Source organism: Aliisedimentitalea sp. MJ-SS2 (genome assembly GCF_032586155.1).
In the GTDB taxonomy this organism is placed as follows: domain Bacteria; phylum Pseudomonadota; class Alphaproteobacteria; order Rhodobacterales; family Rhodobacteraceae; genus JAWHTC01.
This window is the reverse complement of the sequence record NZ_JAWHTC010000004.1, coordinates 207775-232459: the sequence shown is the minus strand read 5'-3', so window position 1 is coordinate 232459 and position 24685 is coordinate 207775. Positions and strand designations below refer to the sequence as shown.

The 24685-nt window shown below is 62.4% G+C and carries 23 protein-coding genes and 1 riboswitch; of the genes, 5 read left to right on the top strand and 18 right to left on the bottom strand.

Translation table 11 applies throughout. The annotated features are described in order from the left end of the window. Positions 1 to 39: 39 nt before the first annotated feature. The 3 genes from RXV86_RS16310 to RXV86_RS16300 form a co-directional block, all read right to left on the bottom strand. Positions 40 to 840 (bottom strand): hypothetical protein, encoded by an 801-nt coding sequence (locus tag RXV86_RS16310; RefSeq protein ID WP_316301320.1) that lies wholly within the window; start codon positions 838 to 840, stop codon positions 40 to 42. Then, positions 837 to 1448, bottom strand: coding sequence for an SOS response-associated peptidase family protein (locus RXV86_RS16305; protein ID WP_316301319.1), 612 nt, complete (start codon positions 1446 to 1448; stop codon positions 837 to 839). The genes RXV86_RS16310 and RXV86_RS16305 overlap by 4 nt, the downstream gene beginning before the upstream one ends. Before the next feature lie 84 nt (positions 1449 to 1532). Beyond that, positions 1533 to 2234, bottom strand: coding sequence for an arylesterase (locus RXV86_RS16300; RefSeq protein ID WP_316301318.1), 702 nt, complete (start codon positions 2232 to 2234; stop codon positions 1533 to 1535). Here RXV86_RS16300 and RXV86_RS16295 point away from each other — a divergent pair. The 3 genes from RXV86_RS16295 (at position 2218) to RXV86_RS16285 (ending at position 6372) form a co-directional block, all read left to right on the top strand. Then, positions 2218 to 2895: an ATP-binding cassette domain-containing protein gene (locus RXV86_RS16295; RefSeq protein WP_316301317.1), complete on the top strand. Its 678-nt coding sequence runs from the start codon at positions 2218 to 2220 to the stop codon at positions 2893 to 2895. The two genes, RXV86_RS16300 and RXV86_RS16295, sit on opposite strands and share 17 nt — an antisense overlap. Continuing rightward, positions 2892 to 5408, top strand: coding sequence for an FtsX-like permease family protein (locus RXV86_RS16290; RefSeq protein WP_316301316.1), 2517 nt, complete (start codon positions 2892 to 2894; stop codon positions 5406 to 5408). Before RXV86_RS16295 ends, RXV86_RS16290 begins: the two co-directional genes overlap by 4 nt. Positions 5409 to 5502: 94 nt before the next feature. Beyond that, the gene (locus RXV86_RS16285) at positions 5503 to 6372 is read left to right on the top strand and encodes an inositol monophosphatase (RefSeq protein WP_316301315.1); all 870 of its coding nucleotides are present in this window, start codon (positions 5503 to 5505) and stop codon (positions 6370 to 6372) included. A gap of 218 nt (positions 6373 to 6590) precedes the next feature. On the opposite strand, the gene gcvP is transcribed toward RXV86_RS16285, so the two are convergent. From gcvP to RXV86_RS16265, 4 genes are all read right to left on the bottom strand, one after another. Then, the gene (gcvP, locus tag RXV86_RS16280) at positions 6591 to 9422 is read right to left on the bottom strand and encodes an aminomethyl-transferring glycine dehydrogenase (RefSeq protein WP_316301314.1); all 2832 of its coding nucleotides are present in this window, start codon (positions 9420 to 9422) and stop codon (positions 6591 to 6593) included. Between the two features lie 94 nt (positions 9423 to 9516). Then, the gene (gene gcvH / locus RXV86_RS16275; protein ID WP_316301313.1) at positions 9517 to 9876 is read right to left on the bottom strand and encodes a glycine cleavage system protein GcvH; all 360 of its coding nucleotides are present in this window, start codon (positions 9874 to 9876) and stop codon (positions 9517 to 9519) included. A gap of 20 nt (positions 9877 to 9896) precedes the next feature. Continuing rightward, on the bottom strand, positions 9897 to 11027 hold the full coding sequence (gcvT, locus tag RXV86_RS16270) for a glycine cleavage system aminomethyltransferase GcvT (protein WP_316301312.1): 1131 nt from the start codon (positions 11025 to 11027) through the stop codon (positions 9897 to 9899). Between the two features lie 162 nt (positions 11028 to 11189). After that, a riboswitch (glycine riboswitch) is annotated at positions 11190 to 11279 on the bottom strand. A gap of 89 nt (positions 11280 to 11368) precedes the next feature. Further along, entirely contained in the window at positions 11369 to 11833 is a 465-nt protein-coding gene (locus RXV86_RS16265; RefSeq protein WP_316301311.1) for an Rrf2 family transcriptional regulator, read from the bottom strand. Between the two features lie 98 nt (positions 11834 to 11931). Here RXV86_RS16265 and RXV86_RS16260 point away from each other — a divergent pair, with 98 nt between their 5' ends. Continuing rightward, positions 11932 to 12528 carry a gamma-glutamylcyclotransferase family protein gene (locus RXV86_RS16260; RefSeq protein ID WP_316301310.1) on the top strand — a complete coding sequence of 199 codons (597 nt, stop codon included), beginning with the start codon at positions 11932 to 11934 and terminating at the stop codon, positions 12526 to 12528. A gap of 139 nt (positions 12529 to 12667) precedes the next feature. On the opposite strand, the gene RXV86_RS16255 is transcribed toward RXV86_RS16260, so the two are convergent. Together RXV86_RS16255 and RXV86_RS16250 are read right to left on the bottom strand one after the other, a co-directional pair. Next, positions 12668 to 13732, bottom strand: coding sequence for a DUF2855 family protein (locus tag RXV86_RS16255; RefSeq protein ID WP_316301309.1), 1065 nt, complete (start codon positions 13730 to 13732; stop codon positions 12668 to 12670). A gap of 104 nt (positions 13733 to 13836) precedes the next feature. Continuing rightward, on the bottom strand, positions 13837 to 15336 hold the full coding sequence (locus tag RXV86_RS16250) for a LysM peptidoglycan-binding domain-containing protein (RefSeq protein WP_316301308.1): 1500 nt from the start codon (positions 15334 to 15336) through the stop codon (positions 13837 to 13839). A gap of 120 nt (positions 15337 to 15456) precedes the next feature. On the opposite strand from RXV86_RS16250, the gene RXV86_RS16245 reads away from it, so the two are divergent. After that, positions 15457 to 16008 carry a TIGR00730 family Rossman fold protein gene (locus RXV86_RS16245; protein WP_316301307.1) on the top strand — a complete coding sequence of 184 codons (552 nt, stop codon included), beginning with the start codon at positions 15457 to 15459 and terminating at the stop codon, positions 16006 to 16008. Here RXV86_RS16245 and rarD read toward each other — a convergent pair. The 9 genes from rarD to RXV86_RS16200 form a co-directional block, all read right to left on the bottom strand. Then, entirely contained in the window at positions 15915 to 16865 is a 951-nt protein-coding gene (gene rarD / locus RXV86_RS16240; protein WP_316301306.1) for an EamA family transporter RarD, read from the bottom strand. The genes RXV86_RS16245 and rarD overlap by 94 nt on opposite strands. Positions 16866 to 16991: 126 nt before the next feature. Next, entirely contained in the window at positions 16992 to 17594 is a 603-nt protein-coding gene (locus RXV86_RS16235; RefSeq protein WP_316301305.1) for a superoxide dismutase, read from the bottom strand. 167 nt (positions 17595 to 17761) lie between these two features. Next, positions 17762 to 18193 (bottom strand): hypothetical protein, encoded by a 432-nt coding sequence (locus RXV86_RS16230; protein WP_316301304.1) that lies wholly within the window; start codon positions 18191 to 18193, stop codon positions 17762 to 17764. Between the two features lie 69 nt (positions 18194 to 18262). Continuing rightward, positions 18263 to 18685 carry a hypothetical protein gene (locus RXV86_RS16225; RefSeq protein ID WP_316301303.1) on the bottom strand — a complete coding sequence of 141 codons (423 nt, stop codon included), beginning with the start codon at positions 18683 to 18685 and terminating at the stop codon, positions 18263 to 18265. Positions 18686 to 18829: 144 nt separating this feature from the next. After that, complete coding sequence (locus RXV86_RS16220; RefSeq protein ID WP_316301302.1) at positions 18830 to 19399, bottom strand: sarcosine oxidase subunit gamma family protein; 570 nt, start codon at positions 19397 to 19399, stop codon at positions 18830 to 18832. Continuing rightward, the gene (locus RXV86_RS16215; protein WP_316301301.1) at positions 19392 to 22403 is read right to left on the bottom strand and encodes a sarcosine oxidase subunit alpha family protein; all 3012 of its coding nucleotides are present in this window, start codon (positions 22401 to 22403) and stop codon (positions 19392 to 19394) included. Before RXV86_RS16215 ends, RXV86_RS16220 begins: the two co-directional genes overlap by 8 nt. Before the next feature lie 130 nt (positions 22404 to 22533). Continuing rightward, the gene (locus RXV86_RS16210) at positions 22534 to 22863 is read right to left on the bottom strand and encodes a sarcosine oxidase subunit delta (RefSeq protein WP_316301300.1); all 330 of its coding nucleotides are present in this window, start codon (positions 22861 to 22863) and stop codon (positions 22534 to 22536) included. A 9-nt stretch (positions 22864 to 22872) separates the two neighbouring features. Then, positions 22873 to 23322, bottom strand: a complete 450-nt coding sequence (locus tag RXV86_RS16205) for a hypothetical protein (protein WP_316301299.1) — start codon at positions 23320 to 23322, stop codon at positions 22873 to 22875. Positions 23323 to 23355: 33 nt separating this feature from the next. Further along, entirely contained in the window at positions 23356 to 24600 is a 1245-nt protein-coding gene (locus RXV86_RS16200; protein WP_316301298.1) for a sarcosine oxidase subunit beta family protein, read from the bottom strand. Positions 24601 to 24685: the final 85 nt, after the last annotated feature.

The window sequence follows — 24685 nt, the reverse complement described above, 5'->3', positions numbered from 1 at the left end:
AATTCTGCAAAACGGGCGTCCCTTCGCGGGCGCCCGTTTTCATTCCGACAACCGTTCACGGCGAAGCCGGCTGCGCCGTGCCAATCCCCTAAGCGGCCAGAAGATCACCCGTCCAACCCGGATCAACACCGGGTGCGCCACCCGCATCATCTTCGCGGCATAGGCATCCGCTTCGCGCTCCTGCTCGGTCACCTGCCCGAACTCGGCATGACCACAGGCATGGTGGCCGACCTCGTGATAGAACGTGTGTTCCCGCGCCAGACGCCTGAGCCAGCGCGGCCCAGCCCGTATCCCCGGCCAGACCATCACAATGCCAGAGAAAAACAGGTCATAGCAGCCCAGATAGTCGATCCCCGGCGCATGATCGATCACGTCGATCCGCGTCACCTTGCGCAAATCAAGCCCCGGCGTGTGGCACCAGTGGTCGATCTTCTCGGCTATCCCGCGCCGATCATCGAGATCCTTGCTGACATAGACCGGCACCTGCTCTGTGATCGGCCCAACCCAGGCCACCGGCGCCTCATTGCGCCGCCCGGCCATGATCTTCACTGTCTGCGCATGGATCGGATGCAATCGCTCGCACTGCAGCCGCTCGATCTCGACACCAAAGACCTTCGCGTCCAACTGATGCAGCACCGCCAAAAGCACGCCAAGATACTTGCCAACCGGTCCCTTCGGCGGCGAGCCCCAAACATCGCTCTGCAACCGGTGCCGCACAAGCGGAACCGCACTGTCGCCTGCCGCCAGCACCGCGCGCCAGGCATCGCGCACGGTTTCGACATGATCGCTCGACACCCCGCGCATCAGCCGGTTAAGCTCGCTTTCGGCCTCGTCCTTCACGCCGCGCTCCAATCCACATCACCCGCCCTTTCGATCCCAAGGCGACCCTCTGGCCAGGGCACGCACAACGCCTTTGATTCTGCGTCCTCACCTTCCAACCATGTTCCCGCATCTTTGCGCGTCAATAACACCCCCATCCGGTGATGAATCGCTTCGACATCCTTGTTCGGCGCACAGGTCACGGTGGCGACCTGCGCCAGCTCGCGCCCGCCCGGTGCGCGCCACACGTCCCAGACCGCGGCAAAGATCAATGGTGCCCCGTCCGTTGGCGCAATCCGCCACGCCACTTTCTTCCGCCTCTTGCCGGTCCACTCGTACCAGCCATCCACCACCACGACGCCCCGCCGCACCCCGTCAAAGGCGCTCTTGTCGAACACCGTCTCAGAGCGTGCGTTGATGATCGTCTCCATCACTGGACGCCCACGGGCATTGACCCGCCCCACCGGGATCAGGCCCCAGCGCATCGACCGCCAGCCACCATTCGTCAGCACAACCAGATCCTGCCCCGGCTGAATATTGCGGCGCGGCGCCTGTGTCGGTGCACCGGCCCGCCCGATCCAGTCGCCGATCTCTTCCATTTTGCGTTCCAGAAACAGACGTCCCGGCATGTCACCTACTCACGTTGCGCATTGCGGCCCATGGGACGGCGGGTGGGGCGATCCGCGGCACGCGGGAGCGTCACCCACCGTTCCTCACTTCGCCCGGATCCGCGCCACCATCGCCTGCACGTCCGGCCCGATCCCCAGAACGATCCGCTGCACCCCTTCGGCATTGGGGTGGATCCCGTCCTCCTGCATGAAGCTCAGCGGGTCGGCCGCGCTGTTCTGGATCGGTGCGAGGAAGTTCGCATAGTACGCCACGCCGAACTCCTTGGCCAAGTCCGGCCAGATCGCCTCGAACTCGGCCTTGTATGCCGCGCCGTAATTCGCCGCCACCGGCATACCAACCAGCAGGACCTCCAGTTTCTTCTCCCGACAGATTTCAAGCATTTTCCTCAGGTTATCCCGCGCAACGCCCGGATCGACACCGCGCAGAATGTCGTTGCCGCCGAGACCGATGATGATGCCCTGCAACTCCTCGCTCAGCGCCCATTCCAACCGTGCCAACCCGCCGGACGTGGTCTCGCCCGACACGCCGCCCTGCACGATGCGCACATCTTCACCCTGGCTCTCCATCCAGCCGCGCAGCACCGGCACATAGCCCTCATGGTCCAGCAATCCCCAACCTGCGGTCAGGCTGTCACCGAAGGCGATCAGATGAACTTTCTCGGCCGCCACCTGTCCAGCAAGAAAAATGGCGCAAATTGCCAGTAGCCCCGCCTTGCGGGCTGCCACCATCACCCCATATGTGAGAGACCCAAGGAATTGAATTACCGCCATGATCCCACCTGCCATTTCGCTCGTTGATGTTTCTCTGTCACTTCAGGGCAATGCCGGCCCCGTCGACATCCTTCACGCCATAACACTGGATGTAAACCGGGGTGAGACCCTGGCGCTTGTCGGTCCCTCAGGCTCCGGCAAATCCTCGCTCCTGATGCTGATGGGCGGGCTGGAACTGGCCTCGGGTGGCACCATTACGGCGCTCGATCATGACCTCTCGGCGATGAGTGAGGACGAACTGGCCCGCTTCCGCCGCGCCCACATGGGCGTCGTGTTCCAATCCTTCCACCTGATCCCGACCATGACCGCGCTGGAAAATGTTGCCACGCCGCTTGAACTGGCCGGTACGCGCGATGCCCTCGCGCTTGCCCGCCAGGCGCTTGCCGATGTCGGCCTGGCCGAGCGCGCCGACCACTACCCGTCCCAGCTTTCCGGCGGCGAACAGCAACGCGTTGCGCTTGCCCGCGCCACCGCCCCGCGTCCCGACATCCTGCTGGCAGACGAACCCACCGGCAATCTAGACAGCACCACCGGTGAAACCATCATCGAACAACTCTTCGCCCTGCGCGCGGCCCACGGTGCCACGCTGGTGCTCGTTACCCACGACCCCGCCCTGGCCACGCGTTGCGACCGTGTGCTGAACCTGCTCGACGGCCGGCTGGAGACCGGCGCATGAGCCTGCGCCATGCCGCCCGTATCGCCCGGCGCGAACTGCGCGGCGGCTTGCGCGGCTTCGGCATCTTCCTCGCCTGTCTTGCTCTGGGTGTCGCTGCCATCTCAGGTATCGGCTCGGTCCGCGCCGCGATCGAGGCAGGCCTGGTGCAGGAGGGCGCCGCCCTGCTTGGCGGCGATGCCGAAATCGAACTGACCTACCGGTTTGCCAGCGAGACCGAGCTTGACTGGATGCAGGCCAACGCCACCGAAGTTTCGGAAATTGCCGATTTTCGCTCCATGGCCGTGGTCGGTGACGATCGCGCCCTGACCCAGGTAAAGTCCGTCGATGATGCCTACCCCCTCGTAGGCACGGTCACTCTCTCCCCCGACATGCCGTTAGACCAGGCGCTGGCCGGGGAAGATACCCTGCCCGGCGCGGTGATGGACCGCGTCCTTGCCGACCGGCTCGGCCTCACCCCCGGAAATGAATTTGCCCTCGGCGGCACCCCTTTCCGCCTCTCTGCCATCCTTGTTAATGAACCCGACAATGCCACCGGCGGCTTCGGCCTCGGTCCGCGCACCATGGTCGCCACGTCGGCGCTCGCAGAGTCGAACCTCCTGTCCCCCGGCACGCTCTTTGAGACCCAGTACCGCCTGCGCCTGCCCCCGGGCAGCGATCTCGCCGCTTACGAGGCCAAGGCCAAGGCCGAGCTGCCCAAATCCGGCTTGCGCTGGCGCGATGCCCGCAACGGCGCACCCGGGGTTGCCACTTTTGTCGAACGCCTCTCAGCATTTCTGGTCCTCGTCGGCCTGTCGGGCCTGGCCGTTGGAGGTGTCGGCGTGTCGGCTGCGGTGCGCGCCTATCTTTCGGCCAAGGCCGCCACCATCGCCACCCTGCGCACGCTGGGCGCGACAAATGGCACCGTCTTCCTTGCTTATGCCCTGCAAATCGCCGCGCTTTCCGCCCTCGGCATCGCCATTGGTCTCGCGCTTGGCGGACTGGTGCCGCTTGCCCTCGCCCCCATCCTCCAGACCCAGCTCCCGGTCCCGGCGATCTTTTCGCTCTATCCCGCGCCGCTCTTCGAGGCCGCCCTCTACGGTGCTCTCACCGCCGCGCTGTTCACCCTCTGGCCACTCGCCCGGACAGAGAGCATCCGCGCCGCCACACTGTTCCGCGATGCCATGGGCGCGGCCGCCCGCCTGCCACGCGCCCGCTACATCCTGGCCACACTGGCGCTTCTGACCGTGCTTATCGGCACCGCCGGGGCCTTCTCGGGCTCCTTCCGGCTCACCGGTTTCACCGCCCTTGGTCTGCTTGGCGCGCTTCTGCTTCTGGGCCTTTCGGCTGCATTGGCCCGCTTCATCGCCCGCCGCCTGCGCCCTCTGGCCCAGGGCCGCCCTGCCCTGCGCTGGGCCCTTGCCGCAATCTCCGGCCCGCGCTCCGAAGCATTGCCCGTCGTTCTCTCCCTCGGCCTCGGGCTCACCGTTCTGGCCACAGTCGGTCAGCTTGACGGCAACCTGCGCGGCGCCATCGCCCGCGACCTGCCCACGATCGCGCCATCGTACTTCTTCGTCGATATTCAGAAGGACCAGATGCCCGGCTTCACCGAGCAACTGGAAGGTGACAGCGCGGTTTCGAAAATCGAAAACGCGCCCATGCTGCGCGGCGTGATTTCGCATATCAACAACCGCCCCGCACGCGAGGTCGCCGGAGAACACTGGGTCGTCCAGGGTGACCGCGGCATCACCTACGCCACCGATATCCCCGACAACACCCGCGTGGTTGCCGGCAACTGGTGGGGGTCCGGGGATATCGGTCCACCACAAGTCAGCTTCGCCGCCGAAGAAGCCGAGGAAATGGGCCTGTCGCTGGGCGACACGCTCACCGTCAATGTCATGGGCCGCGACATCGAGGCCACGATCACCAGCTTCCGCGAGGTCGACTTCTCCACCGCCGGCATGGGCTTCGTCATGATCATGGACCCCGCTTCGGTCTCGGCTGCGCCGCACACCTATATCGCCACGGTCTATGCCGAACCCGATCACGAGGCCCGCATCCTGCGCGAGCTGTCGCAGCGCTTTCCCAACATCACCGCCATCCGGGTCAAGGACGCCATCGCCCGCGTCACCGAGATGCTGTCCTCACTCGCTTCGGCAACCGCCTGGGGGGCTTCGGCCACGCTTTTGACCGGTTTCCTGGTTCTGATCGGTGCCGCAGCCGCTGGCAGCCCTGCCCGCGCACATGAAGCCGCCGTGCTGAAAACCCTCGGTGCCACCCGTCGCCGCATCCTGTCGAGTTTCCTGATCCGCTCGGGCCTGTTGGGTCTTGCGGCCGGCACTGTCGCGCTGATCGCTGGCATCACCGGCGGCTGGGCGGTCTGCCACTTCGTCTTCGACACCGATTTCGCAGTGATCTGGCCCTCGGGGCTCGCCATCATCCTGGGTGGGGTCGCGGCCACCCTCCTGGCCAGCGCCGGCTTTGCGCTGCGCGCCCTGGCCACCCGCCCGGCCCGCACTCTCCGCTCGCGCGAGTGAATTGTGGGAATCTTCCCCTTGCACGTACCGCCGCCCGGTGGCATCCAAATGCTGCACCTGCAAAATACGGATCCGACGTACGGAGCGCACAGCCATGCCCAGCGACAACCTTCCCATGCCCGCCACCCGACTGACCCCGGCTCAGGAAAAAAGCCTGGTCCAGATTGTCCGCCGCGCCGCGCGGGCCGAGATCAGCCCGCGCTTTCGCAAACTGACCGCCGGGCAGATCTCCACCAAGTCCGGGCCGCAGGATATCGTCACCGCCGCTGATACAGGCGCCGAGGCGATGATCGCCCGTGCCATCTTGCGGTTGTTCCCCAATGCCGTGGTTCTTGGCGAAGAAGCTTTTGCTGGCGATGCCAGCCTGCGCGACACCGCAGCGCAGGCCGAACTGGCCTTCATCGTCGATCCGCTCGACGGCACCTGGAACTTTGCCCACGGCGTACCGCTCTTCGGCATCATCCTCGCCGCCACCCGCTTCGGAAAACCGATTTTCGGGCTGATCTACGACCCGCAGACCGATGACTGGATGTTCGCCTCCGAGGACGGCCACGCCCTGCAATCGGAAATCGGCGTCCCGGCAAAACGGCTCTTCACCTCCGACGGCGGGGCGCTGGAAACGCTGTCAGGCTTTGTCCACCTGTCGCTGATGCCCCAGGACGAGCAAGAGGTCCTGGCCCCGCTACTCACCGCGTTCGACCGCACCAACGCCCTGCGCTGCTCGGCTCATGAATACCGGCTGATGGCGGCAGGCGCGGTCGATTTCGTGCTGTCAGGGACACTCAATCCCTGGGACCACGCTGCGGGCGTGCTGATCACCCGGCGTGCCGGCGGCGTCAGCCGGTTCGTCGACGGGCGCGATTATGACATCTCGGTCAAGGATGGTCATCTGTTGACCGCCTGTGACGAAGACACCTGGAACGCCGTTCGCGACACGCTCGCCCCGGCACTGGCCGAAACCTGATCCAGCGGAGTGCTGCGCGCGCAGGTTTGACTGCGTTCGGGCCCGCTGCCGACAGGGCCTTTCGGAAGGAAAGATCCTAAGAGGACGCAGGTCCTGGGGGACCAGTCCCCCAGACCCCCTGGAGTATTTACCGCCAAGAAAGAGCACCAATCCGGGCTTTACTACTGGCCCAAATACTCATGTCCATCCTGACCACACGCGGCACGGTTGCAAGTCACTCACTCCGCGGCGTCGGCATAATCCTCCATCGGCGGGCAGACGCAGACCAGGTGGCGGTCGCCCCAGGCATTGTCGACCCGGTTGACCGGCGGCCAATACTTGTCGACCCGGAAAGCACCGGGCGGGAAACAGGCCTCTTCGCGCGTATAGGGACGATCCCAGTCCTTAACCAGGTCCTCCATCGTGTGCGGCGCGTTTTTCAGAGGATTGTTCTCGGCGTCCATCTTGCCATCCTCAATGGCTCGGATTTCCTCGCGGATCGACAGCATCGCGTCGCAGAACCGGTCCAGCTCGGCCTTGGTCTCGCTTTCGGTCGGCTCCACCATCAGCGTACCGGCCACTGGCCAACTCATGGTTGGCGCGTGAAAACCGTTGTCGATCAACCGCTTGGCAATGTCATCAACGCTGACCCCGGCACTTTCGGCGAAGGGCCGCGTGTCCAGAATGCACTCATGCGCCACCCGGTTGCCCGGCCCGCGGAACAGCACGTCATAGGCCCCTTCCAGCCGCTTGGCGATATAGTTGGCATTGAGGATCGCCACCCGGGTCGCCTGGGTCAGCCCTTCACCGCCCATCATCAGCACGTAAGCCCAGGAAATCGGCAGCACCGAGGCCGATCCAAACGGCGCGGCACTCACCGCTCCTGCCTTCTCGGGCAGGTGCGGGATCAGGTGAGACTTGACCCCGATCGGCCCCATGCCGGGACCACCACCGCCATGCGGAATGGCAAAGGTTTTATGCAGGTTCAAATGGCTCACATCTCCGCCCAGATCACCGGGCCGCGACAGCCCCACCATCGCGTTCAGATTGGCCCCGTCGATATAGACCTGGCCGCCGTGATCGTGGGTGATCTTGCAGACCTCGACCACCGTTTCCTCGAACACCCCGTGGGTCGAGGGATAGGTGATCATGCACCCGGCGAGATTCTCGGAATGCGCCTCGGCCTTGGCGCGGAAATCTTCCAGATCAATGTCGCCATTCTCGGCTGATTTCACCGGTACCACCTTCCAGCCAACCATCTGGGCGCTGGCCGGGTTGGTGCCATGGGCACTCATTGGGATCAGGCAGACATTGCGATGCCCCTCTCCGCGCGCACGGTGATAATCCGCAATCGTCAACAGCCCGGCATATTCGCCCTGCGCCCCCGAGTTGGGCTGCATCGAGAAATCATCATAGCCGGTGATCTGGCAGAGTTTCGTGGTCAGATCTTCCAACAGGATGCGATAGCCCTCGGCCTGATCCTTGGGGCAGAACGGATGCATCATCGAGAATTCACGCCAGCTGACCGGCATCATTTCCGCCGCCGAATTGAGCTTCATCGTGCAGGAGCCCAGCGGGATCATTGCCCGGTCCAACGCCAGGTCACGATCCGCAAGACGGCGCATGTAACGCATCATCTCGGTCTCGGCCCGGTTCATCTGGAACACCGGGTGGGTCAGATAGTCGCTCTTGCGATGCATCGCCTCGGGCACGCGGTATTCCGGGGTGTAATCATTATCCTTGCGGGTAATGCCAAAGGCCTTCCACACCCGTTCGGTATCGCCGCTTCGCGTGGCCTCGTCGAAGGAAATCCCAACCCGACGATCGCCCACCTTGCGCAGATTGACTCCCTCGTCCACCGCCGATTTCATCACCGCCGCCTGCAGCGGGCCCACATCCACCGTAATCGTGTCAAAGAACACCTTCGGGTCGACCTTGAACCCGTTCTCCTCCAGCCCCCTGGCCAGGCGCACGGTCTTGCGGTGGATTCTCTGAGCGATGGCTTTCAGCCCGTCCGGCCCATGATAGACCGCATACATCCCCGCCATGACCGCCAACAGCGCTTGCGCGGTGCAGACATTCGATGTCGCCTTCTCGCGACGGATATGCTGTTCCCGGGTTTGCAGCGCCAGCCGGTAGGCCCGATTGCCATGGCTGTCGATGCTGACCCCCACCAGCCGCCCCGGCATGGCCCGCTTGTGCTTTTCATGGCACGACATATAGGCCGCGTGCGGCCCGCCATAGCCAACCGGCACACCAAACCGCTGGGTGTTGCCCACGGCAATATCGGCCCCCATCGCCCCCGGCTCTTTCAGCAGGGTCAGCGCCATGATGTCCGCTGCCATCACGGCGACCCCTTTGTTTTCATGCAGCTTTTCGACGTGTGCGGAAAAATCGCGCACATGACCATATGTACCGGGATACTGGAAGATTGCGCCGAACACCGCTTCCGCATCCATCTTGTCGGGATTGCCGACAATGATCTCGATACCCAAGGGCGCGGCGCGCGTTTTCATCACCTCGATATTCTGCGGATGACAGTCGCGATCGACAAAGAACGCCTGCATCTTCGACTTCGAGACCCGCTGCGCCATGGTCATCGCCTCGGCACAGGCGGTTGCCTCATCCAGAAGTGACGCATTGGCAATTTCCAACCCGGTCAGGTCGCTGACCATGGTTTGGAAGTTCAACAACGCCTCAAGCCGCCCTTGAGAAATCTCCGGCTGATAGGGCGTATAGGCCGTGTACCAGGCCGGGTTTTCAAGAATGTTGCGCTGGATCGCCGGCGGCGTCACCGTGCCGTAATACCCCTGCCCGATCAGGGACTTGAGCACCTTATTCTTCGAAGCCGTCACGCGCATGAAATGCAACAGCTCGCGTTCAGACTTGGCCCGGCCAAGGTCCAACGGGTCCTCCTGCCGGATCGCCTTGGGCACGGTTTCGTCAATCAGAGCATCCAGGCTGTCAACCTCCAGAACTTCGAGCATGCCATCCATCTCTGCCGGGCTTGGCCCGATATGGCGGCGATTGGCGAAATCATATGGCAGGTAGTCGGTCGGTTTGAACGGCATTTCAATATCTCCCACGGTCACAGAAAAGGCCCCGCCCCCCCGCTTCCTCTTGCTCCAAATATCCCCGCCGGAGGCTCCTCCGGCTGCGTCAGGCTCAGCCGATGAAGCTCTTGTAGCCGGCCTCGTCCATGTAATCCGCCAAGGGCGCTGTATCGCTGGCCTTGATCTTGAAGAACCAGGCATCGCCCATCGGGTCCTCGTTGACCTTGCCCGGATCGTCGACAATCGCGTCGTTGACCTCGACGATCTCGCCATCCAGCGGCGCAAGGATGTCGCTGGCCGCCTTGACGCTTTCGATCACGCAGATTTCCTCGTCCTTGGTGACTTCGCTGCCAACTTCCGGCAATTCCACGAACACCACGTCGCCCAGCTGTTCGCTGGCGTGCTCGGTGATGCCGATCACGTAAACGCCGTCTTCCTCGCGCAGCCATTCATGTTCTTCGGTGAATTTCATATGCTCTCTCCCTTTCAGGTTCATCTCTTGAAATTTGCAGGTGTGAACGGCATCGCCGCCACATTGACGGCCATGCGCTTACCGCGCACCTCACCATAAAGCCGGGTTCCAATTTCCGACAAGGCGCTTGGCACGTATCCCATTGCCATCGGCCCCTGTATCGTTGGACCGAACGCGCCCGAGGTCACTTCGCCCACCGGTTCGCCGCCTTCGTCGTTCGCAAACAACTGCGTGCCCGCCCGCATCGGCGCCCGGCCTTCGGGCAGCAGGCCAACACGTCGCCGCGACGCGCCATTCTCCAGCTCGTCCAGAATACGCTCCGCACCCGGGAAGCCACCTTCGCGGTCCCCGCCCCTGCGCCGCACTTTCTGGATCGCCCATTCCAGCGCCGCCTCGACCGGGCTGGTCGTCGTGTCGATGTCATTGCCGTAAAGGCAAAGCCCCGCCTCCAGCCGCAGCGAATCCCGCGCGCCCAGGCCAATCGGCTCCACCCCGTCCTCGGACAACAGCACGCTTGCCAGATTCACCGCTTGGCCCTCGGACACGGAAATCTCGAAACCGTCTTCCCCGGAATAGCCCGAGCGTGAAATCCACAGCTCGTCGAACACGCTGTCGGTGACGATCACGTCCATGAAGCGCATGTCCTTGACCTGCGGCGCGATGAACTCAAGCGCCGCCTCGGCCCCCGGCCCCTGCAACGCCAACAGCGCACGGCCCTCAACCTCTTTGACCTCGCAACCCGGCAGACCCGCCCGCATCAGCGCGATATCGGCTTCCTTGCAGGCGGCATTGACCACCACGAAAAGATGATCGCCCCGGTTGGCCACCATCAGGTCATCTAATACACCACCGTTCTCATCAGTGAAAAAAGCGTATCTCTGCCGCCCTTCCGGCAACCCCTGAATGCTCTGCGGCACCAGTTGTTCGAATTCGGCGGCCGCGTTGCCATCCTTGGACCGAAGAATCACCTGCCCCATATGGCTGACATCAAACAGCCCGGCTGCCGCACGGCAATGCAGGTGCTCCTTCATCACCCCCATCGGGTATTGCACCGGCATTTCATAGCCCGCGAAGGGCACCATCTTGGCCCCCAAAGACACGTGCAGATCGTATAGGCATGTTCGGCGCAATTCGCTCTTTGTCTGGACCATCGCCCCTCTCCCGAGTTTGACCAAACAAATCGCAGACTTGCCCGGCATCATTCCCGCGCGCGGACCAACCGCGTGCAATCCGATGCCCCCTCTGTCCTTTCGCCTGAGATCGCTATCCCTTCGGCGTCCCAATCCGAAAACCGGGCTCTCTCCAGAGTTTCAAATCACCTGCCGGTCCCTGTGGCCTGAGAGTTTCCGGGGCGGTTGCTCCTTCGGCACCATCACGGTGGACGGTTCTCCCGGCGAGTGATGCGCATACGCTAGTATACAGTGGCCCGCAAAAGCAAGTCCCTTAAATTCTCAATGATTTCATCTTCTTCTTGCAGATGGCTTGAGAATCGTTACATCGCCGCCGCAGGCGAGACGCCACAACCACCCGCCGTCATGATCGCTTTCAACGGCTCGTTGTCACAGACCAGTTGATCCAGCGTCACCTCGTCAAGATGAGCATAAAACGCCTCGGCAGCACTCTGGATCGCCAGCCGCAAGCGGCAGGCATCGACCAGAGGACAGGTGTTGTCCACATCGGCAAAACACTCGGTCAGGGGCACGTGGGATTCCAGCGCCCGGAAGACATCACCAATGACGATATGGTCCGAAGGCTTACCCAGTTCCAGCCCGCCATTGCGGCCCCTCTGGGTGTGCAGGTAGCCCAGTTGACCCAGCTGGTTGATCACCTGTGCAAGGTGGTTTTCGCTGGTGTTGCAGCACTCGGCGATTTCCGCCTTGGTGACCAACCGTCCGGCATGAACCTCACAGAACATAAGAACGCGAATGGCAATATTGGTTCTTTTGGTGATCCGCACGTCGTCGGCCCCGCTTTGCTGGTTTAAAGATGAAGCATTGTTACCTGTTTGACCCACTATCTATTTGACATGGATCAATCTGCAAGCAAATTGAACCGATGACCGACAGGACCGAGACAGTTTCACGGGCTTATTTCTTTGGCTACGGCTCTTTGGTGAACCTCGCCACCCATGATTATGCCGACGCCCACCCCGCCACGGCCCGCGGCTGGCGTCGGGCCTGGCGCCATACCAACCTGCGTCGTGTGGCTTTCCTGACGGCGGTGCGCGACCCCGCCTGCGCCATCGACGGGATGATCGCGCACGTGCCCGGCGATGACTGGGCGGCGCTGGACATGCGTGAACACGCCTATGCCCGTGTGCGTGCTTGCGATGATGTCGATCACGCGCTCGATTACGATCCCACTGTGGCGCTCTATGCCATCCCTGACGAGGCCCATGGCCGCCCCGACGACGCCCACCCTGTTCTGCTCAGCTATGTCGACGTTGTCGTGCAGGGCTACCTGACCCATTTCGGCGAAGAGGGCGCACAGCGGTTTTTCGATACAACTGCCGGCTGGGACGCGCCGGTGATGGATGACCGCGTCGCGCCGGTCTACCCCCGCCACCAGGTCCTGTCTTTGGACGAACGCTCCTTTGTCGACGATCAACTCCGCCGGTTGAATGTACGGATCATCGACCAGCATCCGGTGTAACAACCCACAAACTTCAGCTTCACCATCGTCAGTCTTTTGCCTCAAGCCGCCACTCGAACGATCCGACCCGCCAGCCGGTCGGATTGCGAAAGCAATTCGAATGTCTGCTCAAGGCCACTCCCAACCGGCCCGACGGCGCCTAGATCACCACAACATGCCCCTCGCTCGGCTTGGCCTGCCCCTGCGCCAGCCTGGCGTAAACCTCAGGCGCCTTGTCCAGCCCCTGATGCGGGATCACTTCCAGCCACGCGCTGGCATCTGCGGCAATCCGCTTCCACGCCGCTGTGATCTCGCGTTCGATCACCCCCGGCCCCCAGTCTTCGCGCCGCTTCGCCACTTGCGAAGGCGCGAAAAAGAACTGCGGTTTCGGCCCGGGCAGATCGTTTGGCTGTTCAAACTTGTCCCAATGGCTGGTCCCCACCGCCGCGGAATGGCGCAGCATATCCCCCAGGTGGGTATGCAACACCCGCTTCACCTCGGCATTCCCCGCCATATCGACATAGACCGAAGGCACCCGATCCAGCTGCCCGATCTCATTGTAGCTCAGCACCTGATCACAGGCGCCCAGCCCCTCGACAAACCCGCGGTTCCCGTCCGAGGTCAGCCCGACGATCCGATAGGGCCGCCCAGCGGGCTCGGCCAGGAACTTTGCCAGCCCCAGCCCGGTCTTGGATGAGGCGCTGCCGACGATGATCTGCTCGGCGCCGAACCAACCGTTGTCGCTCAGCCAGTCAAACAGCAGGTAGGAGGTCGCCAGCAACGGCTGCAGCAAGGCCCGCAGATGGTCCTGCTGCGGCGTACTGTCCCTCACGGCAGCATACATGTTGTAAACCAGTGGCAACCCGTCGCGATGCGCTGCCTTGTCAATGAACCCGCCCGGCGCCGCCTCGGGCAACACCACCAGTTCCTCGGCCATCGGGTAGAAGCCGTAATACCGCTCGCCCACGGCCACCGCGTCGTTCTGGCTTTCCATCACCCTTGCCACGCCCCAGACCGGCACGATCCCCTGTCCGTCCGCACCGGTGGAAAAGAATTTCCAATAACCGATGACAAACCCGGTCGCGGCATAGGTCACGTTGTTTACCGTCAGTGCAAAACTCTCCAGCGCCAGCCGCACCTGACCCGCCTGCAGGGGCGCACTAACCACCTCGTGCAATGCGGCCTGCGTGATATTCGCCTGATCCACCCATACCTGACCTGCCATGCCCATCCTCCCGCGCAATTCCTGTCCGTCCAATGTGAAACACCCTGCCAAGTATTGGCAGGGTGTTTCTCAAATAACGTTCCGTCGCGGTTTGGCAGCCCGGCTCACTCGCCCGGAATATCGAACACCTGCCCCGGATAGATCAGGTCGGGGTTGCGGATCCTGTCCTTGTTGGCCTCGTAAAGCCGGACATAGAGGTTCCCTTCACCGTAATTGTCCGTCGCAATCGCCCAGAGCGTATGGCCCGGCTGCACCGTGATCACCTTTGCCTGACCGGCCTCGGCCACCACCTCTTGTGCCTCGCGCTTGAACGGGGTTTCAACCCGGCTCACCACTTGGCCCTCAGTGTCGATCTCGTCGACCCGCAGCGTGTAGACCCCGGTGTCCACATCCGGCAGGTCGCTGCGCCAGTTGCCGTCCGCCGCGATCCGCGAGGTCGTTACCGGCCGGTTGTCGACATAGACCCGGACGAAACCACTGCCCTGCCCGCGTCCGGCCAATTGCACCTCACCCTGATCGGTATAGGAAATCGTGTCCAGCGCCACGGCGCTCATCACCTCCGGCGCGCGCGCCAGCGGCTGCACCACTTTCACCCCTTCCGTCCCGGCAATGATGACCGCCGGAGCCTGCGGCTCGGGCGGTGTGATGATCTCGGGTTCAACGGCCGCCAGCTGAGCAGGTTCGGCCATCTTGTCCGACGCCACCTCAGGTTCGCCTGCGGCGGGTTCAGATGCCGTCGGTTCGGTCACCTGCACCGTTTCAACAACAGGCTCGGGCGATGTTTCAGGTTCGGGGTCGGACGATCCGGCCGTCGGTGCCTGTACAACAGGCTCCGCAACCACTTCCGGTTCGACCGCCACTATCTCGACCGGCTCGACCTGCGGCGCTTCGGCCACGGCCTGCACCACGGGCTCCGGCTCTGGCTCGACCATCTCGGGCTCCGAGACCACCGGCGCCTCCGCGACCTTCGGCGTCTCCACCTCGACCGGGTCCGCTTCCGGCTCCCGGGCCGCGGGCTCAACCTTCTCCGGTTCGACAGCTGCCACCTGCAACATCGGCGCGATCACGGCACTGTCGGCGGAATAGACCGGCTGTCCATCCACCCCTTCAACCATCAACCTGACCAAGCGCGGTTCGGTCGAGGGTTCAATCTTCATGAACTGGACAAAACTGCCATCGCCCCCGGTTGTGGCCCGGCTGGCTTCTTGCCCGTCCAGTTCGATCAGCACTTCGACCCCGGGATCGGCGCGCCCGGCGATCGTCGCGCTGCCATCTTTTTCCACCCGGACCAGGTCAAAGGCCGGTTGCATCACGTCCGGCGCAGCCGCTTCGGCCTTCGCTGTCTCCGGTTCGGCCTCTGGCTGCACCTCCGGCTCTGTCGTCTGCGGCTCTGCCGTCACCGGTTCGGATTTCGGCTCAGGCGCGGCTGCCGGCTCCGGCGTTTCTTCGGCTTGCGGCAGCAACGCCACCTTCTCCGGTTGCGGCGCGGGCACACCAGGCGCGAAGGCCCCGGAATACCACGCGGCCCCGCCCATGATCACCACCACGGCAGCTCCGGCGATCATGCCGCCCTGCACCCCTGTCAGCCCGGCCAGTTTGCTCATCTTGTCCTTCCCCTCCGCGTCGCCCCCTATGCACGCGGTTGAGCCTCTTTACCAACAAGGCTAACACGGGTCAAAACACGTCTCTTTCTCAAATCGGATTCGCTGCCCATGTCGTCGCCTATGCAACAGCCCTCGATCTGCGTCTATTGCGGCGCCCGCCCCGGAAACGACCCTGCCTATATGGACATCGCGACCCGGTTTGGCGCCGCGCTCGCCGCCCAAGACTGGCGGTTGGTCTATGGCGCGGGCGATGTCGGGCTGATGGGCGCGGTGGCCCGCGCGGCACAGGACGCCGGCGGCGACACGTTCGGTGTCATCCCCACCCACCTGATGCAGCTTGAGGTCGGCAAACGCGACCTGACCCGTTTCGTCGTCACCGAGAACATGCACGAACGCAAAAAGGTGATGTTCATGAACTCTGACGCCATCGTCGTGCTGCCCGGCGGCGCCGGCTCGCTCGATGAGTTCTTCGAGGTCCTGACCTGGGCGCAGCTTGGCCTGCATGCCAAACCGATCCTGTTGCTCAACGCCAATGGTTACTGGGATCCGCTGATTGGCCTTATCGACCACGTTATCGATCAGGGCTTTGCCGACGCCTCGCTGCGGGCGCTGATTTCGGTCGTACCGTCACCCGAAGCCGCCATCGCCACCCTGCGCGACGCTCTGTCCTGAGCAATGGCCGACGCCGAATAAAGCGCCAGCGCCACCCAGATCAGCCCGAACGCCGCCATGTGCCAACCGGTGAACGGTTCGGCAAACAGCACCACGGCACACAGGAACTGCCCGGTTGGATTGATGTATTGCAGCAACCCGATGGTCGACAGGTTCACCCGCTTGGCCGCATAGGAAAACAGTATGAGCGGCGTCGCGGTCAACGCCCCTGACAAAACCAGCAGGAAGCTGTCCCAATGGTCCTCGCCAAACACCCCGCGCCCCTGTGTTTCAAGCCAGATCAACCAGGCCAGGCCAATCGTCCCGACTATCGCTGCTTCCGCAGTCACGGACACGATCGGTCCGACGGAAAGTTGTTTCTTGACAATACCATAGACGCCAAAGCTCAATGAAAGGATGATGGAAATCCAAGGCGCCGCCCCCAATCCAGCGGTCAGCACCAATACCCCCGCGACGGCCAGCGCGACAGCCGTCCACTGCGCCCGGCTCAGCACCTCGCCCAGAACCACCCGGCCCAGCATCACCGCCACCAGTGGAAAGATGTAATAGCCCAGCGCGCTTTCCGTCACCCGGCCCCATTGCACCGACATGATGTAAAGGCCCCAGTTGATCGAAATCATCGCCGCCGCAAGGGCAATCACCCGTGCCGTCTTCCAATCACCCAGCGCGGCGCCCAACGCGCCGACCCGCCCTTGCATCATCAGCAGCAGGGTAAACAGAAGAAACGACCAGAAGGTGCGATGCGCCAGGATTTCCAGCGCATCGATATGCACCAGTTGCTTGTAGAAGATCGGCACCAGCCCCCAGATCAGGCAGGCCACCACCATCGCCGCTACGCCACGCCCTGTCTCGCTCACCATGATCCCCTTTAACCCCTGCCGCACCATGGCCAAGGCCGCAACCAAGGGAAAGCGCTTTCTGCCGGGCAAACGAAAACGGCCGCCCCAACCGGGACGGCCATTTCCAATTCATGCCCGGCGGATTTACTTCATCCGGCCGGCGACGTTTTCCCAGTTCACCAGATTGTCGAGGAAGTTCGACAGGTAGACCGGACGCTTGTTGCGGAAATCAATGTAATAGGAGTGCTCCCACACGTCACAGCCCAGCAGAGCCGTTTGACCGAAGCAGAGCGGGTTCACCCCGTTCTCGGTCTTGGTCACGGCCAGCGAACCGTCAGCATTCTGCACCAGCCAGCACCAGCCCGAACCGAACTGGCCTACGCCTGCGGCGCTGAACTGCGACTTGAACTCGTCAACCGAACCGAACGCTTCGTTCAGTGCCTTTTCCAGCTCGCCGGGCATGCCATTGTCGCCCGGGCCCATCATCTCCCAGAACTGGTTGTGGTTCCACAACTGGCTGATGTTGTTGAAGATCCCGTTCTGGGCGACGGCGTTCGCGTCATAGGTGCCGGTGATGATGTCTTCCATCGACTTGCTTTCCCACTCGGTCCCGGCAATGGCCGCGTTGCCATTGGTCACATAGGCGTTGTGGTGCAGGTCGTGGTGATATTCCAGCGTCTCGGCGCTCATGCCTTTTACGGCCAGCGCGTCGTGGGCGTAAGGAAGATCGGGAAGTTCAAAAGCCATGGGGTAGCTCCCTCGGATGTTTGCGTTAAACCTGGGTCTCAAATGGACCTTTCAAGGTCAAAAGGTCAAGAGACCACATTGATTTTCTTGACAGATACTATCACCCTGCAAATCCGCGTCGATGCGATCGAATGTTCTGGCAATAATCAAACTTCCTTGGAAACAGTCTACCAACCTTTCCGCTTTACCGTCTTGCACTTGCCCCGCGCTCCCGCCAACGGCGGATATGGCTTTGGCTGCGCTCGAACGTTCAATTGTCCAGTCGTCTTCATGTAGTGCGCACGGTAAGCCAGCCTAGATCTCGTCGAGTTCGACGTGCCATTCGGATCCAATTCCCACGTAAAAACGAGTGACTTGGAATCGTTGCGGCTGATTTCTGCTTTTACCGGTTTCCCGTTGAAATGCAGGATCCACTCATCGGCAACAACCACGAACGGCTGACCTTCCCGATGACCGACAAAATAGGTTTGTGACAAACCGGCTTTTCTGGGGATATTCTTTAAATCGCATTGCAGCGACAACTCTGCCGAACTCACCTGCTGCCCTACCATCAAAAAGCTCGCGCCAACCGCCACCGCAGCCATTTTTTTAAAACGCATTTGTTTATTACTCCGTATGCAAAAAATCCACCGCCTCACCTGTCGTGAAGATTGCGGCAACCAATCCGGTCACTTCTTAAAGAAACACTTGCCGCTGCCGTTATTGTCATCGTCGCTGACGGCAGCCTTGCCGGTGATCGTCGCCCGCCCGGTCTTCTTGTCCCACGACAGTTTCATTCGCCAATCCATCGTGTGCCCTGAATCGGTCTTCATGTCGTCGACCTTCCAGCGGATGATGAACCGCCTGTCGTTGTCGCGGTCAACGCGGCCCCATACCGGACCGGCCTCGAGAAAATGCAGGAAACTGTCATAGACCACCATCCGGCTCTCACCGGGTTTATAGGCAATGTGAACCTCGGGCGGCGTCCCGCCATAATACCCGTCTTGCCGCAGTTCGCATCGCAAAATGCGATCCTTGGCCGTCGCCGCATCAGGCGCTCCGCCAGCAGCAACGCAACATGCCAATACTGTTCCCCAAAATCGCGTCCGCATACGTCGCCCCCTGTATTGATGCAATGAGCACGGGCTTCCGCAGGAAGTCCCGATGTTCACCAATCAATACATGACGCAACTTGGCGTCAACCACACAAATGCACGCAGTGTGCGTTTTTTTGGCTCAGCAATCGCCTTTTACGATCAGCCCAGCAGCCCCACTTCGCTGCCCTCGGCCGCCGCCGCGCTCAGCACGTCAAAGACATAGCGCCCGGCAGACCGGAAACAGACCACGCGGAACCGGTCCTCGCCTTCGGCCCACACCGCCGCCGCAACCTGCGCCAGTCGCGAACGCCGCACGCTATCGGCACCGAATCCGCCTGCTGAGAAATCGACAGGCATCACCTTGGCCAGCACGTCACGCGCCTGGGTCCCGCTCACATCAAATACCGCGCGCGCGTCCGAGACGTTGACCGCAAGGGAATGCTCCCCCTCCAGTGATTTCGTCAGACTGCCAACCACCGCTTCGGCCTGCGCATGATCGCAGGTGATCAACAACTCGTCCGGCGACATCCAAACAACGCGGAACCCGCCCGCATGGGTGATCTCGCGCTGACCCGGAATTGCAGCGTCAGTCGCCACCTTCACGGCCTTGACCATCGCCGCGCTGGCAAGGTCACCCCGCAGGGTGATCATCCCAATCAGACCGGCCTCTTCCACCTTGGCAATCCCGTCAAACGAGGCGCCCATCATTGCACTGACTGCGTCAGACATTCTGCTTCTTCCCGTCCTTGTCATAGAACACCGGATCGACGATCCGCGCCTTGTAGGTCTTGCCATCCGTTCCCGGGAACTCGATCACGTCACCCATCCGGTCGGGTCCGTTGTGGACCAGCCCCATGGCAATGCCACAATCCAGTGTCGGCGAGTAGTAGGTCGAGGTCACCCGGCCCTGTACGTTGCGCTGACCATTGGCGTTCTTGCCCTCGGCGACCGCATAGGCCCCGTCCGGCAGCACGCTGCCATCCTCGGTCTTGAGACCCACCAACTGCCAGCGATCCGGATTGTCCATGAACGAGCGTTTCTGCGCCCGCTTGCCCAGGAAATCCTCCTTCTTCTTGGAAATCGCCCAGTGCAGACCCAGATCCTGCGGGATGATCGTCCCGTCGGTCTCGTCCCCGATCATGATGAAACCCTTCTCGGCCCGCATCACGTGCAGCGCCTCGGTGCCATAGGGTGTCACGCCAAACTCTTCTCCGGCCTCCAGCAACATTCCCCACAAGGCGCGACCTTGGCTGGCAGGCACGGCGATTTCGTAACTCAACTCTCCCGAGAATGAAATACGATAAACTCGTGCACTGACGCGACCTAGCGTCACATCCTTCCAGGTCATGAACGGCAACGCCTCGGCGCTGACCTCCTCGTCGGTCAGTTTTTCCAGAACTTTCCGTGCATTCGGCCCAACCACGGCAATCTGCGCATGCTGCTCGGTCACGTTGGCAACATAGACCTTCCAGTCCCACCATTCGGTCTGCAGCCACTCTTCCATGTGGCCATGGATCCGCTCTGCCCCGCCGGTGGTGGTGTGACACAGGAACGTGTCCTCATCGATCCGCGCCACAACGCCGTCGTCGATCAGGAAGCCGTTCTCGCTGCACATCAGCCCATAGCGGCATTTGCCCGGCTTCAGCGTCGACATCATGTTGGTGTACATCATGTCGAGGAACTTGCCCGCATCCGGTCCTTTCACGACGAGCTTGCCCAGTGTCGAGGCATCCAGCAGCCCCAGGCTCTCGCGCGTCGCCTTGATCTCACGACTCACCGCCTCGGCATGGCTCTCGGCCCCTTGGGTATAGCAGTAAGGCCGCCGCCAATGACCGACCGGCTCCCAGACCGCGCCATTTTCCTCGTGCCATTCATGCATCGGCGTACGGCGCAGCGGCTGGAAGATATCGCCGCGCGCTTCCCCGGCAATCGAGCCAAAGGAAATCGGTGTATAAGGTGGACGGAACGTGGTCGTTCCCACCTGCGGAATCGGTGCATTCAGCGCCCCTGCCAACGTCGCCAACCCATTGATATTGCTCAGCTTGCCTTGATCCGTCGCCATACCCAGCGTGGTGTAGCGCTTGGTATGCTCCACGCTTTCATAGCCTTCGCGTGCTGCCAGCTGAACGTCGCTAACTTTCACGTCGTTCTGATAGTCCAGCCACGCCTTCATCCGCAGCTTGGCCCCGGCCCCCTGCGGCATCAACCACACTGGCTCCATCGCCTTCTCGACACCCGGCACAACATGCGGCGCAGACGAGCATTTGCCGGTGAACCCGCAACCTTCGGCGGCCGTGGCCCCAGCCCAGTTCGCATCGGTCAGGCCAACGGCCGTATCCATGGCGCCGCTTGCCGCCCCGGCGGTCAGGACGAACCCTTCGCCATTCTGGTTGGTCGGCGGACGCGAAACATCGGGCCGGAAATGCGCCTGCGCCTCGTCCCAGGTCAGCTTGCCACCGCAATGCGACCACAGGTGCACCACCGGCGACCAGCCACCGGACATCGCCACCGCATCACAGCCGATTTCCTCGTCCACGGCACCTTCGCCCGCTTGCGAGCAGATCGCCACGCCAGTGACGCGCTTGTAGCCGTACACCTTGGCAATGGCCTTGCCGTTCTCGACGCGAATACCCAAGGCACGCGCCTCATCGGCCAAGGCCCCGCCGCCGCCAGCGCGCGCATCCAGCACCACCGGCACGGCCAACCCGGCCTGTTTCACTGCAATCGCTGTGCGATAGGCATCGTCGTTGTTGGTCACGACCACAACCCGATCCCCGGGCGACACGCCATAATCGACAATGTAGTCGCGCAGCGCGCTTGCCAGCATCACCCCCGGAATGTCGTTCCCGGCAAAGCTCAGCGGCCGCTCAATCGCGCCGGTCGCGGTGATAATCCGCCCGGCCCTGATCCGCCACAACCGATGCCGCGGCCCGGCGTCATCCGGGCAATGATCGCGCAACCGCTCGTATCCCAGCACATAGCCGTGATCATAAACGCCGGCCCCCATCATCCGGGTGCGCATCGTGACATTCTTCATGCCTTCCAGCGCCGCCACGATGTCGGCCACAAAGGCATCAACCGTCATACCGGCAATTTCGCCACCATCAACCGGCGCACGCCCGCCCCATTCGGGTGTCTGCTCCATCAACAGCACCTTGGCCCCGGCTTCGGCCGCCGTCTTGGCCGCCACGAGGCCCGCAATCCCGCCGCCGATCACGACGACATCAAAGAAGGCATAGTAATGCTCATAGGTATCCGCATCGCGATCCTTGGGCACCTGGCCCAGACCGGCGGACTGGCGCACGATCGGCTCGTAGAGATGCTTCCAGGCAAAGCGCGGGAACTTGAAGGTCTTGTAGTAGAACCCGGCGGGAAGGAACCGCGCCAGCTTGTTGTTGATCGCCCCCACATCGAACTCGAGGCTCGGCCAGTGGTTCTGCGACGTGGCCGTCAGCCCGTCGAACACTTCGGTCGTCGTGGTCCGCTGATCCGGCTCGAACCGGCTCCCCTCGCCCATATTGACCAGCGCGTTGGGCTCTTCCGCCCCGCTGGCGACAACACCGCGCGGACGGTGATACTTGAACGACCGACCCATCATCATCTGGTCATTCGCCAACAGCGCCGCCGCCAGCGTATCACCCTCATACCCCTTCATCCGCTTACCGTTGAAGGTGAACTCGACCTGTTTCGAGCGGTCAATCCGCCGCCCGCCATTTGCCAGACGCGTGCTCATTTCGATCTTCCTTTCACATCGGACCAGAGGCATGCAGCCGCCCGGGTGGGTGCGAATGCACCCGCCTTGGGGCGGGCGGGTGCATGCCGGGCCGCAAGCGCCCCGGCCGACAATCCAAACCGGCCCGCCATCATGCGAACTCCCTCCAGCTCCAACCCGGCCGCTTGGCCGTGATCTTGTCCTTGATCTCTTTCGGCGGCTCAGTGACCTGCGCGCTATAGGTGCCAAACACCTCAAGCGTCGCCGTGTCGCGCGCCGCGTGGAACCACTTGCCACAGCCGTTCACATGCCGCCAGCGCTCGAAATGCACCCCCAGCGGGTTTTCCCGGTGGAACAGGTAGCCTTCAAAATCGCTTTCCGACGAGTCCGGCCCAAAGCGCTTGAGATGCGCCTCGCCGCCCGCGTGAAAATCGGTTTCTTCTGCCGTGACCCCGCAGTAGGGGCATTCAAGGATCAGCATAGTCGTACCTCACTCTTCCGCGGGTTTGGAATTGCCTGCAAAAACCGCCCAGATCAGCGGCGGAAACGCCACCGCGAGGGTGGATGCATAGGACGTATACGTCATGTAGTTGCCAAGGTCGGTGCCACGCACTGAGACTTCGGTGGAAGTCAGTGACTGCCAGAACTGCGCGAACGCCACGGACCCGCCGGTCAAGACGAAGTTCGCAGTCTCGAGGTCATAAGTCATCGTGATCCAAACGTACCAGAACGCAACAACATTCAATCCGGCCGAGATCAACGCGACGATCACCTTCATCCCCTTGCCGCCATCAATGTTGAGGTAAAGCAACCACCCCATCAGCGCAAAAAGCCCTAGCAACGCGCCAACAATGGCGGGAAGTGGCAGCGCTGCGGAAACCACCCCAAGCAAGGCGCTTGCGATGGCGGCGATAACGACAACTTTGATTGCATTCGACATGCGAAATCTCCTTCCCTGAGGCTCAAAGCCGTTTCAATGCGCCACACCAGCAGCAACTGACTCGTCCACGAACCGCCCCTCGGTGAACCGGTTCAGCCCAAACTCTTCGGTCAACGAGGAATGCCCCTTGGCCATCAGCTCGGCCATGCCCCAGCCCGATCCCGGAATGGATTTGAACCCACCTGTCCCCCAGCCCGAGTTGATGAATACCCCATCCACCGGTGTCTTCGAGATAATCGGCGAGCGGTCCCCGGTCACATCCACGATCCCGCCCCATTGGCGCAGCATCTTCAGACGCGAGATCATCGGGAAGGTCTCGACCAGCGCCCGCACCGTTTCCTCGACATGGTGGAACGACCCGCGTTGGGTATAGTTGTTGAACCCGTCGGTGCCGCCGCCGATCACCATCTCGCCCTTGTCGGACTGGCTCATGTAGCCGTGCACGGTGTTGGCCATCACCACGATGTCCATGCAGGGCTTGATCGGCTCGGATACCAGCGCCTGCAAGGCGACGCTTTCCATCGGCAGACGGAAACCGGCCATTTCGGCCAGCACGCTGGAATGCCCGGCGACAATCATGCCCAGCTTGTCGCAATCAATCGCACCCTTGGTGGTATCGACGCCGACAACCTTGTCGCCCTCTTTGCGCACACCAATCACTTCGGTCTTCTGGATGATGTCCATGCCCATGTCGGAACAGGCCCGCGCATAGGCCCAGGCCACCGCGTCGTGACGCCCCGTGCCGCCGCGCGCCTGCCACAGCCCGCCCAGAACCGGATAGCGCGGCCCCTCAAGCGAGATGATCGGCACGATCTCTTTCACCCGCTCGGGCCCAATGAATTCGGTCTGAACCCCTTGCAGCATGTTGGCATGCGCCGTGCGCTTGTAGCCACGCACCTCATGCTCGGTCTGCGCCAGCATCAGCACGCCACGTGGACTGAACATCACGTTATAGTTCAGATCCTGCGACATGGTCTCATACAAAGACCGAGCCTTCTCGTAGATCGCCGCCGACGGATCCTGCAGGTAGTTCGAGCGGATGATCGTGGTGTTCCGACCGGTGTTGCCACCGCCCAGCCAACCCTTCTCGATGATCGCCACATTGGTGATGCCGTGGTTCTTGCCCAGGTAATAGGCCGTCGCCAGCCCGTGCCCCCCGGCCCCGACAATCACAACGTCATATTTCTTCTTCGGCTCGGGCGAGCGCCACGCCCGTCCCCATCCGCTGTGATAGCGCGCCGCTTCGCGCGCCACGGCAAAGGCTGAATACCGTCTCATCGTGTCCGATTCCCCGCAATTTGCGTCATGGCATGTTAGTGCCCGTTTGGCAGATTCCGACCGCGCCTCAATTCGTCACAATCGG